Source organism: Nonomuraea glycinis (assembly GCF_014646515.1).
Classification (GTDB): Bacteria; Actinomycetota; Actinomycetes; order Streptosporangiales; family Streptosporangiaceae; genus Nonomuraea; species Nonomuraea glycinis.
Window position 1 is genome coordinate 105,575 of sequence record NZ_BMNK01000001.1, and the last position, 13,427, is coordinate 119,001.

Annotated in this window: 12 protein-coding genes; 3 read left to right on the top strand and 9 right to left on the bottom strand. The window is 70.1% G+C overall.

Translation table 11 applies throughout. The annotated features are described in order from the left end of the window. Position 1 precedes the first annotated feature (1 nt). Entirely contained in the window at positions 2 to 1,267 is a 1,266-nt protein-coding gene (locus IEY87_RS00525; RefSeq protein WP_225276868.1) for an ATP-binding protein, read from the bottom strand. A gap of 118 nt (positions 1,268 to 1,385) precedes the next feature. After that, positions 1,386 to 2,333 carry a DNA polymerase ligase N-terminal domain-containing protein gene (locus tag IEY87_RS00530; RefSeq protein WP_189136456.1) on the bottom strand — a complete coding sequence of 316 codons (948 nt, stop codon included), beginning with the start codon at positions 2,331 to 2,333 and terminating at the stop codon, positions 1,386 to 1,388. A gap of 72 nt (positions 2,334 to 2,405) precedes the next feature. Between IEY87_RS00530 and IEY87_RS00535 the strand changes: the two genes are divergently transcribed. Further along, positions 2,406 to 3,230, top strand: a complete 825-nt coding sequence (locus IEY87_RS00535) for a hypothetical protein (RefSeq protein WP_189136457.1) — start codon at positions 2,406 to 2,408, stop codon at positions 3,228 to 3,230. Here the strand turns inward: IEY87_RS00535 and IEY87_RS00540 are convergent. The 5 genes from IEY87_RS00540 to IEY87_RS00560 form a co-directional block, all read right to left on the bottom strand. Beyond that, entirely contained in the window at positions 3,227 to 3,901 is a 675-nt protein-coding gene (locus IEY87_RS00540; protein ID WP_189136458.1) for a FadR/GntR family transcriptional regulator, read from the bottom strand. The two genes, IEY87_RS00535 and IEY87_RS00540, sit on opposite strands and share 4 nt — an antisense overlap. Before the next feature lie 25 nt (positions 3,902 to 3,926). Beyond that, positions 3,927 to 5,066, bottom strand: a complete 1,140-nt coding sequence (locus tag IEY87_RS00545; protein ID WP_189136459.1) for an MBL fold metallo-hydrolase — start codon at positions 5,064 to 5,066, stop codon at positions 3,927 to 3,929. 102 nt (positions 5,067 to 5,168) lie between these two features. Further along, the gene (locus tag IEY87_RS00550) at positions 5,169 to 6,284 is read right to left on the bottom strand and encodes a steroid 3-ketoacyl-CoA thiolase (protein ID WP_189136460.1); all 1,116 of its coding nucleotides are present in this window, start codon (positions 6,282 to 6,284) and stop codon (positions 5,169 to 5,171) included. A gap of 43 nt (positions 6,285 to 6,327) precedes the next feature. Then, a complete protein-coding gene (locus IEY87_RS00555; protein WP_189136461.1) occupies positions 6,328 to 7,320 on the bottom strand; it encodes a sigma-70 family RNA polymerase sigma factor in 993 nt (330 codons plus the stop codon). Between the two features lie 84 nt (positions 7,321 to 7,404). Next, the gene (locus IEY87_RS00560) at positions 7,405 to 8,340 is read right to left on the bottom strand and encodes an NADP-dependent oxidoreductase (RefSeq protein ID WP_189136462.1); all 936 of its coding nucleotides are present in this window, start codon (positions 8,338 to 8,340) and stop codon (positions 7,405 to 7,407) included. A gap of 77 nt (positions 8,341 to 8,417) precedes the next feature. On the opposite strand from IEY87_RS00560, the gene IEY87_RS00565 reads away from it, so the two are divergent. Then, positions 8,418 to 9,386, top strand: coding sequence for a GlxA family transcriptional regulator (locus IEY87_RS00565; protein ID WP_189136463.1), 969 nt, complete (start codon positions 8,418 to 8,420; stop codon positions 9,384 to 9,386). Positions 9,387 to 9,438: 52 nt separating this feature from the next. On the opposite strand, the gene IEY87_RS00570 is transcribed toward IEY87_RS00565, so the two are convergent. Next, positions 9,439 to 10,032, bottom strand: a complete 594-nt coding sequence (locus IEY87_RS00570) for a TetR family transcriptional regulator (protein WP_225276897.1) — start codon at positions 10,030 to 10,032, stop codon at positions 9,439 to 9,441. 237 nt (positions 10,033 to 10,269) lie between these two features. On the opposite strand from IEY87_RS00570, the gene IEY87_RS00575 reads away from it, so the two are divergent. Then, on the top strand, positions 10,270 to 12,138 hold the full coding sequence (locus IEY87_RS00575) for an AMP-binding protein (RefSeq protein ID WP_225276867.1): 1,869 nt from the start codon (positions 10,270 to 10,272) through the stop codon (positions 12,136 to 12,138). A gap of 32 nt (positions 12,139 to 12,170) precedes the next feature. On the opposite strand, the gene IEY87_RS00580 is transcribed toward IEY87_RS00575, so the two are convergent. Continuing rightward, positions 12,171 to 13,355 carry an RNA-guided endonuclease InsQ/TnpB family protein gene (locus IEY87_RS00580; protein ID WP_189136465.1) on the bottom strand — a complete coding sequence of 395 codons (1,185 nt, stop codon included), beginning with the start codon at positions 13,353 to 13,355 and terminating at the stop codon, positions 12,171 to 12,173. Positions 13,356 to 13,427: the final 72 nt, after the last annotated feature.

A 13,427-nucleotide genomic window follows, 5' to 3' on the forward strand; every position in this document is an offset into this window, starting at 1 on the left:
CCTACCCGACCTCCCACAGTGCGCTCACGGGCATGGCCCGCATCTTGTCGCCGAAAGGCAGAGTCAGTGTTCCTGTGTGGAGCACGATTCCGGCGACGAAATCCTCCCCGAGGCGATCGGCGAGATGTCGCAGCCCTCTGAAGTCGTCCGCCCGGACCGTGGAGGACGCTTTGACCTCGATGCCGACGACCCGCCCCTGCCGGTGCTCCAGCACCGCATCGACCTTCATCCCGTCCTTGGTCCTGTAGTGGTACAGCTCCACCGGCTCGTCGGCCCAAGTGAGCTGACGGGCCAGCTCCATGAGCACGAACCCCTCCAGGAGCGGGCCGAAGACGGTGTTGGGCCGGATCAGGCCACGAGCGTCCACGCCGAGGAGATTCGCCGCCACTCCTGAGTCGACGAACGCCACTTTGGGCGTTGCGATGGCGCGGTTGCTGAGGTTTCTCGACCAGGCTGGAATCCGCTTGATCAGGAACACCTCTTCCAGAAGGGCAAGGTAGCGGTGGACCGTGCTCGCTGATATGCCCAGTTCACGGCTCAGGGCGGCACCGACCAGAAGCTGTCCGGATCGGGCGGCGAGAAGCTGGATCAGGGCACGAAGCTCGCCTGTTCGCTCGATCTCGGCGAGTTGCCGCACCTCGCGCGCTATCAGGTCGCCGAGGTAGGAGTCGAAGAAACGTCTTTTGCTTCGCGGGCTCTTCCGGGAAATCGCCTCAGGAAAGCCGCCTCGGACAAGTCGTTCGGCGTAGTCGTTCCGCGAGACCTGGGAGCTGTGCCGCAGCGCGGCTCCTCGTCCTTCGGTGAAGACGGCGTCGACGAAGCCGTCCGGTGCGCCCTCGATCTCTCCTTGCGAGAGGGGCCACAACTCAATGGTCTCCATGCGCCCGGGCAACGTGTCGGGCAGGTCACGGTGGGCAAGCAGCCGTGACGAACCTGTCAGAAGATAGCGACCTGGTCGTGGATCGTTGTCGACCTGCGATTTGATGGCGAGCACCAGATCGGGCACCCGCTGTACCTCGTCGATCACCATGGATTCAGCGAAGGCCACGAAGCCGTCAGGGTCTTCCTGGGCTGCACACCTGTGCATCGCGGCATCGAGATCTCGCCACTCTGTCGGCCCTCGTCCGCCGGCCGTCATTCTCACCAAGGTGCTCTTTCCGACCCGGCGAGCGCCGTTGACCAGAACCACTCGCGTGTCGCCGAGCGCCTCATTCACCATTCGCCTGGCGTGTCGTGGGAGCGCCCTGCCCATCGGCGTCTTGGTCACATGACGAATCGTGGCATGCTCGCCGCTATCTGGTTGACACAACGGTCGCCCTAGTGCTGACGCGCTGGTCGCCGCTCGCGTGGTGGTCTGGTCGCTGGGTCGGTGGTGGATCGGTCGCTCAGGAGGGGATGAAGAGCCAGGCTGTTGACTCGCCTGGTTCGTACGGGGAATCGAGGCGTTTGGCGACCACGCCGGGCAGGCCCTGGTCCTTGGCCGCCTGGCGGACCGGGTGGGCTTGGCCGGGCCAGGAGGGGGCCGTCTGCCAGTGGGCGGTCGACAGGTTCAGTGCTTCCAGGGCGGCGCGGCGGACGGTGTAGGGCCGGTTCACCAGGGAGTGGCCGTCGTCGTACAGCAGGTCGTAGAAGACCAGCACCTCCGCGCCCGAGAGGGTGGTGAGTTCGCCGTCCAGCAGGGCGGTCCTGCTGCCGAACGACTCCGCCAGCGGGCGCAGCCAGGGGTGCTCGCGGGCGGCGGTGGTGCGGCCGCCCTCGATGGGGACCAGGAGGCGGCGTCCGCCCCAGGCGAACTCGTAGGCGTAGGCCGTCGGGTCGCGGGGTGGGCGGGCGTGTTCGGTGGGGATCATGGGGGACAGGTCCGGCAGCGGGTCGTGGGCCGGGGGATCCATGCGGTGGATCATCCAGTTCTTGCCGTCGGTCTGGAACAGCGCGAAACGGCCGCCGGCCCGGGAGCCGTGCAGGACGACCTTGACCTCTCGGTCGGACCATTTCTCCAGTTCGTAGGTGCCTTGGTCCCAGATGGTCATCGTGCCGCCGCCGTACTCGCCCTGGGGGATCTCGCCGTGGAAGGTGAGGTACTCCATGGGGTGGTCCTCGGTGTGCACGGCCAGGTGGTTGGCGCCGGGGTCGTCGGGGAGGCCCTTGGGGACGGCCCAGGAGGCCAGCACGCCGTCGTGCTCCAGGCGCAGGTCCCAGTGCAGGGAGCGAGCGTGGTGCTCCTGGATGACGAAGGCGTCGCCGCCCTGCGGCTCCGGGGGCGTCTGGGGGACGGGCTCCGGGGTACGGCTGGCGTCCCGCTTGCTCCGATATTTCGAGAGTTTGTCAGCCATATCGGCGTACTACCCCGTAACCCCGTGCGAAAATGATCTCTCCCCCAGCCCCGTATGAGGATGCAGACTCCCATGAGACGTTGGATGGTCCTGGCGACCGCCGCACTGTTCGTGTGGGCGCCGAACGCCGCGGCCGCGCAGAGCAGCGCCGCTCCGGACCCGGTGCAGGCGCTCAAGAAGCAGTTCCGCGCCGAGCGTGGCGTCGACTTCACCGAGATCTCCCGGCAGGGCGCCAGCACGGAGCGACTGCGGCGTCATGCGCAGGTGCAGTTCGGGCCCGGCGGACCCGTGGCGGCGTACGTCATCGGACGCGGCGTCATCGACGACAGCCGGTACAAGGACCTCGAGTCCGAGGCAGGGCTCATCGTGGCCGGCCACACGCTCTATCTGAGCGATTCCACGCTGGTCAAGGACAAGAACTGGGTGGGGCTGAAGTACGGCGCCAAGCTCAAGGCCGAGCCCGCCTACTTCACCACCGACCAGACGATCAACGTGTTCGACCCGGCGGTTCTGAAGGTCACGCTGAAGGGCGCGAAGGCCAAGCCCGTCTCCGGCGGATACTTCTACCAGGGTGACGTGACCTACGCCGAGCTGAGCAAGGTGAACAAGAATTACTACGTCCTCGACCCGGAGGGCGTGACCCGCAAGGCCAACGCCAAGACCAAGATCGAATGGCGGCTCTGGACCGACGGCGACGGCCTGATCCAGCGCCTGTCGACCAAGACGCTCTCGACCACGGGCAAGGTGCTCGAACGGGTCGACACCCGCTACTCCGACTGGGGGCGCTGGCAGATCATCGCGCCGCCGGCCGCCGGCGAGGTCATCGACTACGCCGACGCCAAGAAGCTGCCCCGCGACCTGCCCGACCCGAACGCCATCGACCTCGGCACGCCCTAGGGCAGCACCTTGCGCAGCCACGACTCCACGCCCGCGATGTGCACCGTGGCCCAGGACCGGGCCACGTCGGACTGACGGGTGGCGATGGCCTCGTAGATCGCGGCGTGCTGCTCCCGGGTCTTGTCCATCGCGCCCGCCTGGGTCAGGCCGCGCCAGATGCGGGCCCGGGTGGTCGGGCCGGACAGGCTCTCGATGAACGAGCAGAGCACGCTGTTGCCCGACCCCACCGCGATCCGCCGGTGGAACTCCAGGTCGTTGGCGACGAGCTGCTCGATCGTGGGGTTGGGGGGCAGCGCCTCCAGGATCGCGCGTAGCTCCTCGATCTCCGGCTCGGTCATCTGCTCGGCGGCCATCGCGGTAGCGGCGGGCTCAAGGATGCGGCGCACCTCGAAGAACTGCAGAACGGTGTCGTCGCGGTGCAGGTCCAGCACGAACGACATGGTGTCGAGCAGCAGTCGCGGCTCCAGGCTGGTGACGTACGTGCCGTCGCCCTGGCGTACGTCGAGCACATTGATCAGGGCGAGGGCGCGTACGGCCTCGCGCAGTGAGTTGCGTGACAGGCCGAGCCGCTCGGCGAGGTCGGACTCCTTCGGCAGCCTGTCGCCGGGGGCCAGCTCGCCGGAGAGGATCATCTGCTTGATCTTGTCGATGGCCGCGTCGGTGACCGCCACGCTCTTCTCCCTAGACATCGGACGTCTAGGATTCTATGGCCTGGAAGCGCACCGGGCCGGTGTCTGACAGGCGGCGGACCGCGCCGCGAGCCTCCAGCGCGCGCAGATGGGCCGCGGCCTCGCCGGCCGCCATGCCGCGCAGCGCGGGCGGCAGATCTGCCCAAGGCCTGTTCCAGGTCATCATGGCGGCGGTCTCCCAAATGGTCGGCGGATCGGCACACTCGGACAGTTGGGCGTGCAGCCGTTCGAGCTTCTCCTCGTGATGGTGGCGGATCTCTGCCGTCCGTGCTGCTACATCGGGAAATATCCACTCATGGGCGGGGAGGGCGTCGAGCATGCCGAGCTCACCCACCCGGCCGAGCGACTCCAGGAAATCACCCAAGGGATTGACGTCGGTCCGGTCATAGGGATAGATGCCGACGTGTGGGGTGATGTCGGGGAGCACATGGTCACCGGTGAACAGCCGGTCGGCGTCCTCCAGGTGCAGGCAGATGTGTCCGGGGGTGTGTCCGGGCGTGTGCACCGCCCGCAGCTTCCTGCCCGGCAGATCGATCAGATCCCCGTCCCGCAGCCGCCGATCGGGAATCGCCGGCACCTGCCGCCCTCGCGACCCCGCCCCTTCTGCCTTAGCCGCACGCGAGCCGCCACTGGGGCCTTCAGCTTGCGCCGCATGCGGGCTTGCCCCATCGGCTTTCGCCGCACGCGGGCTGTCGCTCGGACCCGCGTTCACCGCCGCGATCTCGTCGGCGCCCGCGCCCGCCAGTTTCAGCATCTCCGCCTGGAAGTCAGTGTGGGCGTCGTCGGACATGCCGTGCATGTACTCGACCAGCGCCGCGTCCGCCTCGTGCATCGCGATCCAGGCGCCCGACTCCTGCCGTATCTGCCCGGCCAGCCCGGCGTGGTCGGGGTGGAAGTGGGTGACGACCACGCCCCTGACCGAGGCCACGTCGATCCCGAGGGTGGCCAGTCCGCCGCTGAGCGCCGCCCAGGCGTCCGGGTGATTCCACCCGGCATCCACCAGTACGGGCCCCGCAGGCGATTCCAGGGCGTACACCAGTGTGTAGCCCAGCGGGCTGCCGGGAATCGGCACCGGCACGCTGCACACCCCACCACCGAGGTCCTGCGGGCGCTGCTCCGTGTACGGCCTGCGCCGTGATCTGCTCATCCAGGGTCCCCCGTCGTGCGTCTTCCGTAGATTGTGGGGGAGAGACACCCGGATCGGATACGAAATATCCGACCTGTCCTTCCCGCAAGCCTGCCGCCCGGCTCAGCCGATGCGCTCGATGATCGTGGCCGTGGCCAGCGCGCCGCCCGCGCACATCGTCACCAGCGCCGTGCCCGAGTCCGACCGTTCCAGCTCGTGCAGTGCCGTGGTGAGCAGGCGCGCGCCGGTGGCGCCGACCGGGTGGCCGAGCGCGATCGCGCCGCCGTTGACGTTGACCCGGTCGAAGTCCGGCTGGTGCACACTCGCCCAGGACAGCACCACCGAGGCGAACGCCTCGTTCACCTCGAACCGGTCGATGTCGCTCATCGACATCCCGGTCGCCGTGAGCACCTTCGCCGTCGCGTCCACCGGCCCGTCCAGGTGGTAGTACGGCTCCGCGCCGACGAGCGCCTGGGCCAGGATCCGCGCCCGGGGGCGCAGCCCGTGCTTGGCGGCGGCCTCCTCGCTCATGACCAGCACGGCGGCGGCGCCGTCGGAGATCTGCGAGGAGGTGCCGGCGGTGTGCAGCGTGCCCTCCCGGACGGGCTTGAGCCCGGCGAGGCTCTCGGCGGTGGTCTCGCGCAGCCCCTGGTCGCGGGTGACCTGCCCCACAGGGACGATCTCGCGCTCGAACCGCCCGTCCGACCAGGCCTTGGCGGCGAGTTGCTGAGACCGGGCGCCGAAGGCGTCGAGCCGCTCGCGGGTGAGCCCGCGCCGCCGCGCGATGCGTTCGGCGGCGGTGAACTGGTCGGGCAGGTCGATGCTCCAGTCGTCCGGCCGCGGCTTGGCCGGGATCACGTTGCTGCCGAGCGGCGCCCGGCTCATCACCTCGACCCCGCAGCCCACGCCCACGTCGATCACCCCGGCCCGGATCAGCGCCGCAGCCAGGTGCACCGCCTGCTGCGAGGACCCGCACTGCGCGTCGACGGTGGTGACCCCCGCCTGGTAGGGCAGGCCGGCGTACAGCCAGGCGTGCCGCCCGATGTGCCCGCCCTGCTCGCCGGCCTGGGTGACACAGCCGGCGAACACCTGCTCGACCAGCGCGGGGTCGATCCCCGCCCGGTCGATGAGGCCGTTCAGCGCGGTGGCCAGCACCTGCTGCGGCTTGAGGTCGGCCAGCAGGCCGCCGCGCTTGCCGATGGGGGTGCGGATGGCCTCGACGATCACCGGTGTGCCCACAGTCGCCTCCAGAATGATGCTCTGGTGGTGACTGTAACTCGTTCTACTTTGACGCGGAAGCCCGCTCCAGCGTGCGGGGCAGGCCGAAGAAGTCGAACAAGCTCAGGTCGAAGAACATGGACACGTGGCTGACCAGCGAGCCGGTGAAGGTGAGCACGGGCAGCCCGAACGCCCGATAACCGTCACCCTCGCGCAGATACATGCCGAACGCGGGCTGGCCGTTGGCCTGGGTGGGCACCAGCAGCAGATCGCCAGGGCCGCTCGCCGGGCAGTTGGTCCTGATGAGCGCCGCGATCGCCTCCGCGCCCTGATACCAGCCGTCGAAGGGCGGCATCTCCCAGATCGCGTCCCAGGTGAGCAGCGTGGTGATGGCGCGCACGTCATAGCTCTCGAACGCCTTCATGTAGCGGTCGAGCTGGACCTGCTGCTCCTGGGTCAGCGGCTGCGGCCGGTCGTCGAGGCTGGGCGCCACCTGCTGGAGCTGCGCACGGGCCCGCTGCAGGATGCTGTTGACGGCGATGGTGGTGGTGTCGAGCACCTCGGCGACCTCGGCCGCCCGCCACTTGAGCACGTCCCGCAGGATGAGGACGGCGCGCTGACGCGGCGGCAGGTGCTGCAGGGCTGCGACCAGCGCGAGCCGGATGCTCTCCCGGGCGGTGACGATCGCGGCCGGGTCGTCGCCCCCGGCGCCCACCATCCCGTCGGGCACCGGCTCCAGCCACGGCACCTCACCCCGCTCGACCGGCGGCGCCGTCGGCTCGGCGGCCGGCGCGCCGAGGCCGGTCGGCAACGGCCGGCGGCCCCGGCTGTCGAGCGCGGTGAGGCACTGGGTGGTGGCGATCCGGTAGAGCCAGGTGCGCAGCGAGGAACGGCCCTCGAAACCCTCGTAGCCGCGCCACGCCCGCAGATAGGTCTCCTGCACCAGATCCTCGGCGTCGTGCACCGAGCCGAGCATGCGATAGCAGTGCGCGAGCAGCTCGCGCCGCATCGGATCAGCCAGGCGCAGAAAGTCCTCGCTCGATGGCTTGTCGCTCATACCTCCTGTATAGGCCAAGCCACCGACAGATTGAGCTCCGAACCCACCCCCGCGCCACCGGAACGGCCGGGAGGCGAGTGCGGGTCAGTCGGGGACGGTGAGGACGATCTTGCCGGAGGTACGGTTCGTCTCCCCGAGTTCGTGGGCCTTGGCCGCCTCGGCCAGCGGCACGATCGCGGCGACCTCCGTACGCAGTTTGCCCGCCTCGGCCAGCGCCGCCAGGGCCCGCATCGCCGCGTGGTCGGGCTCGACGAGGATGGCCTCCGCCCGGATGCCCAGCTCGGCCGCCCGAGCCGCCAGCTCCTCGCTCAACCCCAGCAGGGACACGATGGTGCCGCCCTCGCGCAGAGTCCGCAGGGAACGCATCCCATAATCACCGCCGATGGCCTCCAGCACCACGTCGACGTCGCGTACCACCTCGGCGAAGTCCTGCTCCCGGTAGTCGACGAGCTCGTCGGCCCCGAGATCGCGCAGAAGGTCGTGCTTGCCGGCGCTCGCCGTGCCGATCACGTACGCGCCGCGCGCCTTGGCGATCTGCACGGCGAAGTGCCCGACCCCACCGGCGGCGGCGTGGACCAGCACGCGCTGCCCCGCCTGCAGTCCGGCGACGTCCACGAGCGCCTGCCAGGCGGTGAGGGCGGCGAGCGGGATCGCGGCCGCCTGCGCGTGGTCGAGGCCGGCGGGCTTGCGGACGAAGTGCCTGGACGGCGCGGTGACGTACTCGGCGTAGGCGCCGTGGCCCACCGGGTAGCGGAGCATGCCGAAGACCTCGTCGCCCGGTTTGTACAGCGCCACGCCGAATCCGACGGCCTCGACGACGCCTGAGACGTCGAAGCCTAGGACGAACGGGGGAGGTGTGCCCCACACGCTGCCACTGGCCCGGCTCTTCCAGTCGGTGGGGTTCACGCCCGCCGCCTTCACCCGGACGAGCACCTCGGTCGGTCCGGGGACCGGCTTGTCCACTTCCACCATCTTCAGCACTTCGGGACCGCCTGCGGTGTCCTGGCTGATCGCACGCATCTTCATAAGGACAAGCTTGCTGGACGCGGCGGCGCTGGGCGAGTGACCCGAAGGCCAATATGTGCAAAAATCGGGCCATGCATCGTGTGGCCGTCCTCGCACTCGACGGCGTGATCCCGTTCGAGCTCAGCATCCCGTCCCGCATCTTCGGCGGCGCGTACACCCCTGACGGCCGGCCGCGCTACGAGGTGGTCACCTGCTCGCTCGACGGCCGCCCGGTCGCCACGGCCGCCGACTACTCGGTGCTGGTCGAGCACGACACGGCCGTGCTCGCCACCGCCGACACCGTGGTCATTCCCGCCGTGGAGGACTTCTCCGACATCACCGGCCCGGAGGAACTGCCCGCGGGCCTGCTCACGGCCCTGACCTCGGTACGCCCGGGTACGCGGGTCGTATCGATCTGCGTCGCCAGTTTCGTGCTGGCGGCGGCGGGCCTGCTGGACGGCCGGCCCGCGACGACCCACTGGAAGCAGGCCGAGCGCCTGGCCCGCCTGTACCCCCAGGTGCGGGTGGACCCCGGCGTGCTGTTCGTGGACGACGGCGACGTGCTCACCTCGGCGGGCGCCTCCGCGGGGGTGGACCTCTGCCTGCACCTGCTGCGCCGTGACCACGGCAGCGAGGTCGCCAACCAGGTCGCGCGCCTGTGCCTGGTGGCGCCGTGGCGGGACGGCGGCCAGGCGCAGTACGTCGAGCACCCCATGCCCGAGCCGTCCGGCTCCGGGACGGCCCCCACCAGGGCGTGGGCCCTGGAGCGACTGGGCGAGCCGCTCCAGCTGGCGGACCTGGCACGGCACGCCGGCATGAGCAGGCGTACGTTCACCAGGCACTTTCGCGCGGAGGCCGGCACCAGCCCCGGCCAGTGGCTCACCCTGCAGCGGATCGAGCTGGCCAGGCGGCTGCTGGAGAGCAGCGACCTGCCGGTGGACGCCATCGCCGAGCGCGCCGGGCTCGGCACCGCGGCCTCGCTGCGGCAGCATCTGCACGCGGCGGTCGGCGTGTCACCCCACGCCTACCGCCGCACCTTCAGGCTGTCCGCGCCTGTCTAGATCTGCGCCTGTCCAGATCTCTCTGCGCCTGTCCAGATCCCTCCGCGCCTGTCTAGATGTCGCTCAGCAGCCGGTCGGAGGCTATCTCGATGCGGCGCTGGATCTGCTCGTAGGTGCGGCGCCCGCGCAGCATCTCCAGCAGCTCCTGCACCCAGATGCTCGACAGGGAGCCGGCGAGCGCGATCTGCTCCTCGCTGGCCTGGTCGCGGCTGATGCCGCCGGCCGAGACGCGGAGCAGCAGGCCGGTCATCCGGTCGCCGAACGGGGTCTCGACCTCGGCCAGGATCAGCGAGCGGATCAGCGCGTCGGCCAGCTCCGGCTCGCGCATCAGGCCGCGGGTGGCCCGCATCAGGACGTCGACCGCGCGCCCGGCGGGGGTGGAGGCGCTCGGCGGCCTGCGCTCGATGCTGCTCTCCAGCAGGTCGATCTCCTCGCCGACGACCGCCACGACCAGGTCCATCTTGGACGGGAAGTAGCGATAGAGGGTGCCGAGCGCCACCCCGGCCCGCTCGGCGACCGTGCGCATCTGCATCGCCTCGACGCCGCCTCGTGAGGCGAGCGCGGCGGCCGCCTGGACGATGCGCTTGCGGCGCTGGTGCTGGCTGCGCGTCCGGACGCTCTGCCCGCTGCTGGGCTCCTGCTCCATGGCCCCCTCGGTGTCACTGGGGGGCGTGGCGATGGCCGGCTGCGGGGTACGCATGAGAACACGTTACTTGATTTATCGGCGGCCGGGCTTGTTACTCACGGGTCACAAACAGCGCCTATAGATGCATGTCTCCCGCGCTACACGCATATATCCAGACTTGTCGTAACGGGTGGCCTCTGGACAGATATTAGAATCTGTTCTAGTTTGCGGTTCGACCGAGCGCTTGGTGGAGGCACCATGACCGCGGACACCCTCGCCGCCCTCCTGGCGGCCCGAGCGGAGGACGACCGTCCCGGCCTCCTGTTCGAGGACCGGCGATGGTCGTGGCGCGCGTACGTGCGCGCCTGCCGCCTGGCGGGCGCCTGGCTGGACCGGCGCGCCCGCCCCGGCCGGGCTCGTCCCGTCCACGCGGGCGTGCTCTGCGACAACGTGCCCGAGCTGCTCTTCCTGCTGGGCGGGGCGGCGCTGACGGGGCACGTCGTGGTCGCGCTGAACCGCACCCGGTCGGTGGCCGAGCTGTCCCGCGACGCCCGCGCGACCGACGTGGACGTCCTGCTGTGGGACGAGCCCTACGAGACCCTGGCCCGCGAGGTCGCCCGCGAGACGGGCGTGGAGCCCGTCCCCGTCTCGACCCTGTCCCAGCCCCCGACCGAGCCGAACGGGCCCGCCCGGCGCGACCCCGATGCGGACGAGCGCGGTCCGGATGAGCTCGGTCTGGAGGGGCCCGGTCCGGATGGGCCCGGTCTGGAGGGGCGTGTGACGGGTTGGCCTGAGCCGGGGGATCTCGTGATGTTGATTTTCACGTCCGGCACCTCTGGGCGCCCGCGTGCCGTTCGTGTCACGCAGCGCAAGGTCGCGCTGCCGGGGGTGTCCCTGGCCGCGCTTCTCACGCCGGACGACGTCGTCTACTGCTCGATGCCGCTCTTCCACTCCGGCGCGATCATGGCGGCCTACGCCCCGGCGGTGGTCTCGGGGGCCGCGCTGGCGTTGCGCCGGACGTTCTCGGCCTCCGGCACACTGCCCGACATCAGACGGTACGGGTGCACGTACCTGCACTATGTGGGCAAGGCGCTGTCCTACGTGCTGGCCACCCCGGAGCTGCCCGACGACGCCGCCAACCCGTTGAGGATCGCTTTCGGCAATGAGGGGAGTGCGACGGCGACCCGGCGGTTCGGGCAGCGCTTCGGTTGCGGGGTGATCGACGCGTTCGGGTCGACGGAGACGGCGATCTCGGTCTCTCCCGACCCGTCGGGCCCTCCCGGCAGCCTCGGCAAACTCCCCGAGGGCGTCGAGGTGCGTAACCCGTACACCGGCGCGCGGTGTGCCACGGCGGTGCTGGAGGAGGGGCGGCTGCGCAACCCGGACGAGGCGATCGGTGAGCTGGTCAACGTGGCGGGGCTGGGCCTGTTCGAGGGCTACTACAACGACCCCGAGGCCGACGCGGAGCGCGTCCGCGACGGCGCGTTCTGGTCCGGCGACCTGGCCTACGTCGACGGCGACGGCTACGTGTTCTTCGCCGGGCGCGGCACCGAACGCCTCCGGGTGGACGGGGAGAACCTGGCCGTCGCCCCGATCGAGGCGGCGATACGGGAGTTCCCCGGTGTGGTCGAGGCGGTGGTCTACCCGGTACCGGACGCCCAGGCCGGCGACCAGGTGATGGCGGCCCTGGTACTGAGCGCCTCCGAAGAGACGTCCGATCTCGCGCTGTCAGGTCCAGCAGTGTCCCGTCCAGCAGTGTCCCGTCCGGCAGTGTCCCGTCCGGCGGTGCCCGATCTCGCGCTGTCAGGTCCGGCGGCGTCCGAGCTGGCGGCGTCCGGTCCTGTGGGGTTCGACCCGAAGGCGTTCGCCGATTTTCTGGCGTCGCGGCGGGATCTGGGGGCGAAGGCGCTGCCCCGCTATGTACGGCTGTGCCGCGCGCTGCCCCAGACGCCCTCGAACAAGGTCATCAAGCGGCTCCTGGCCAAGGACGCCTGGCGGACCTCCGACCCCGTCTGGTGGTGGCCGGAAGCCCGCGCTGAGCCGCGATTACTCGGCAGGGAGGACATCGCGGCGATCGAGGGCGAGTTCATCCGGCATGGCCGGCATCACCTACTGGAGGGCTGGTGACTCCTCCGCTCTCTGAAGGGAGCGGCTTTTCGCTAAGCCGCTTGCGCGGCCTGGCGAAGGGCAAGCCCTGCCCTGAGGATGTTGATCGCCGCGTTCACGTCGGCGTGCGCGGCGTGCCCGCACGCCGTACAGGCGAACTCGGCCTGGGTGACGCGGTTGTCCTTCGCACAGTGCCCGCAGCGGGCGCATGTGCGGGAGGTGCCGGCGGGGTTCACCGCGATCAGCTCTCGACCGGCGCTTTCAGCCTTGTCCGCGAGGATCGTCAGGAACACCCCCCAGCCCGCATCCAGGATGCTCCGGTTCAAGCCGGACTTCTGCGCGACATTGCGGCCGGGCCGCTCGACCGTGCCGGACGCCGAGCGGGTCATGTTGCTGATCCGCAGGTCCTCGTGCGCGATCACGTCGTAGGCGCGGACCAGGGCGAGCGCAGCCTTGTGCGCGCCGTCCAGGCGCTGGCGACGGATTTTGGCGTGCAGCGCGGCGACGCGGGCCACCGCCTTGCGCCGCCGCTTCGAGCCACGCTTCTTACGGGCCAGGTCACGCTGCCCCGCCGCGAGCCGACCGGCCGTGGCCGCGAGGTGACGCCGATTGGCCACCTGACCGCCGTCGGAGGTGGTGACGAGCGAGGCGACACCCAGGTCGATCCCTACGCTCGCGCCCGTGGCGGGCAGCGGTTCAGCGGGCACCTCATCGCACGACAGCACCACGAACCAGCGGGAGCCTGCCCGCTTGACTCTGATCGTCTTTACCCAGCCCCTGACCGGCCGGTGCTGGTGGACCCGCACGTGCCCGACGCCCAGGAGCCGCACGTAGGTCGCGGTGGGGTGCTGCGGCTGGGAGTCCCACCGGCAGCCGTCGCCGTCCTTCGGCCACTCGACGCTGTCGAACCGGCCCCAGCCCTTGAACCGGGGGAAGCCCGGGGTGCGCCCGGCCTTGACGCGCTTGAAGAATGCACCGAACGCCTTGTCCAGACGGCGCAGGGTGGCCTGCTGGGAGGAGAACGACCAGCGGCCCTGCCCATTGGGGTCATCGCCCCGGATGTGTTTCAACTCGGCCGACTGGTCGCCGTACCGAATACTCACGCCCGCCTTGGCGTAGGCGATGCGGCGATGCTCCAGAGCGGCGTTGTACAGCTGCCGGTGATCCTCCAGACACGCCGCCAGCGCGATCTCCTGATGCCGGGTGGGGCGCAGCAGAAACGTGAACGACCTGCGCACACCCCACCTCCCCTCACGTTCGGTAACGACACCACCACGATATCGGCAAGCGCCGACAGAACCCGGAAGGAC

Excerpts from the sequence above, each read along its gene's own strand:
- IEY87_RS00530 (WP_189136456.1), bottom strand. The coding sequence starts at position 2,333 with ATGGCTGACAAACTCTCGAAATATCGGAGCAAGCGGGACGCCAGCCGT.
- IEY87_RS00535 (WP_189136457.1), top strand. The coding sequence starts at position 2,406 with ATGAGACGTTGGATGGTCCTGGCGACCGCCGCACTGTTCGTGTGGGCG.
- IEY87_RS00545 (WP_189136459.1), bottom strand. The coding sequence starts at position 5,066 with ATGAGCAGATCACGGCGCAGGCCGTACACGGAGCAGCGCCCGCAGGAC.
- IEY87_RS00555 (WP_189136461.1), bottom strand. The coding sequence starts at position 7,320 with ATGAGCGACAAGCCATCGAGCGAGGACTTTCTGCGCCTGGCTGATCCG.
- IEY87_RS00560 (WP_189136462.1), bottom strand. The coding sequence starts at position 8,340 with ATGCGTGCGATCAGCCAGGACACCGCAGGCGGTCCCGAAGTGCTGAAG.
- IEY87_RS00565 (WP_189136463.1), top strand. The coding sequence starts at position 8,418 with ATGCATCGTGTGGCCGTCCTCGCACTCGACGGCGTGATCCCGTTCGAG.
- IEY87_RS00570 (WP_225276897.1), bottom strand. The coding sequence starts at position 10,032 with ATGGAGCAGGAGCCCAGCAGCGGGCAGAGCGTCCGGACGCGCAGCCAG.
- IEY87_RS00575 (WP_225276867.1), top strand. The coding sequence starts at position 10,270 with ATGACCGCGGACACCCTCGCCGCCCTCCTGGCGGCCCGAGCGGAGGAC.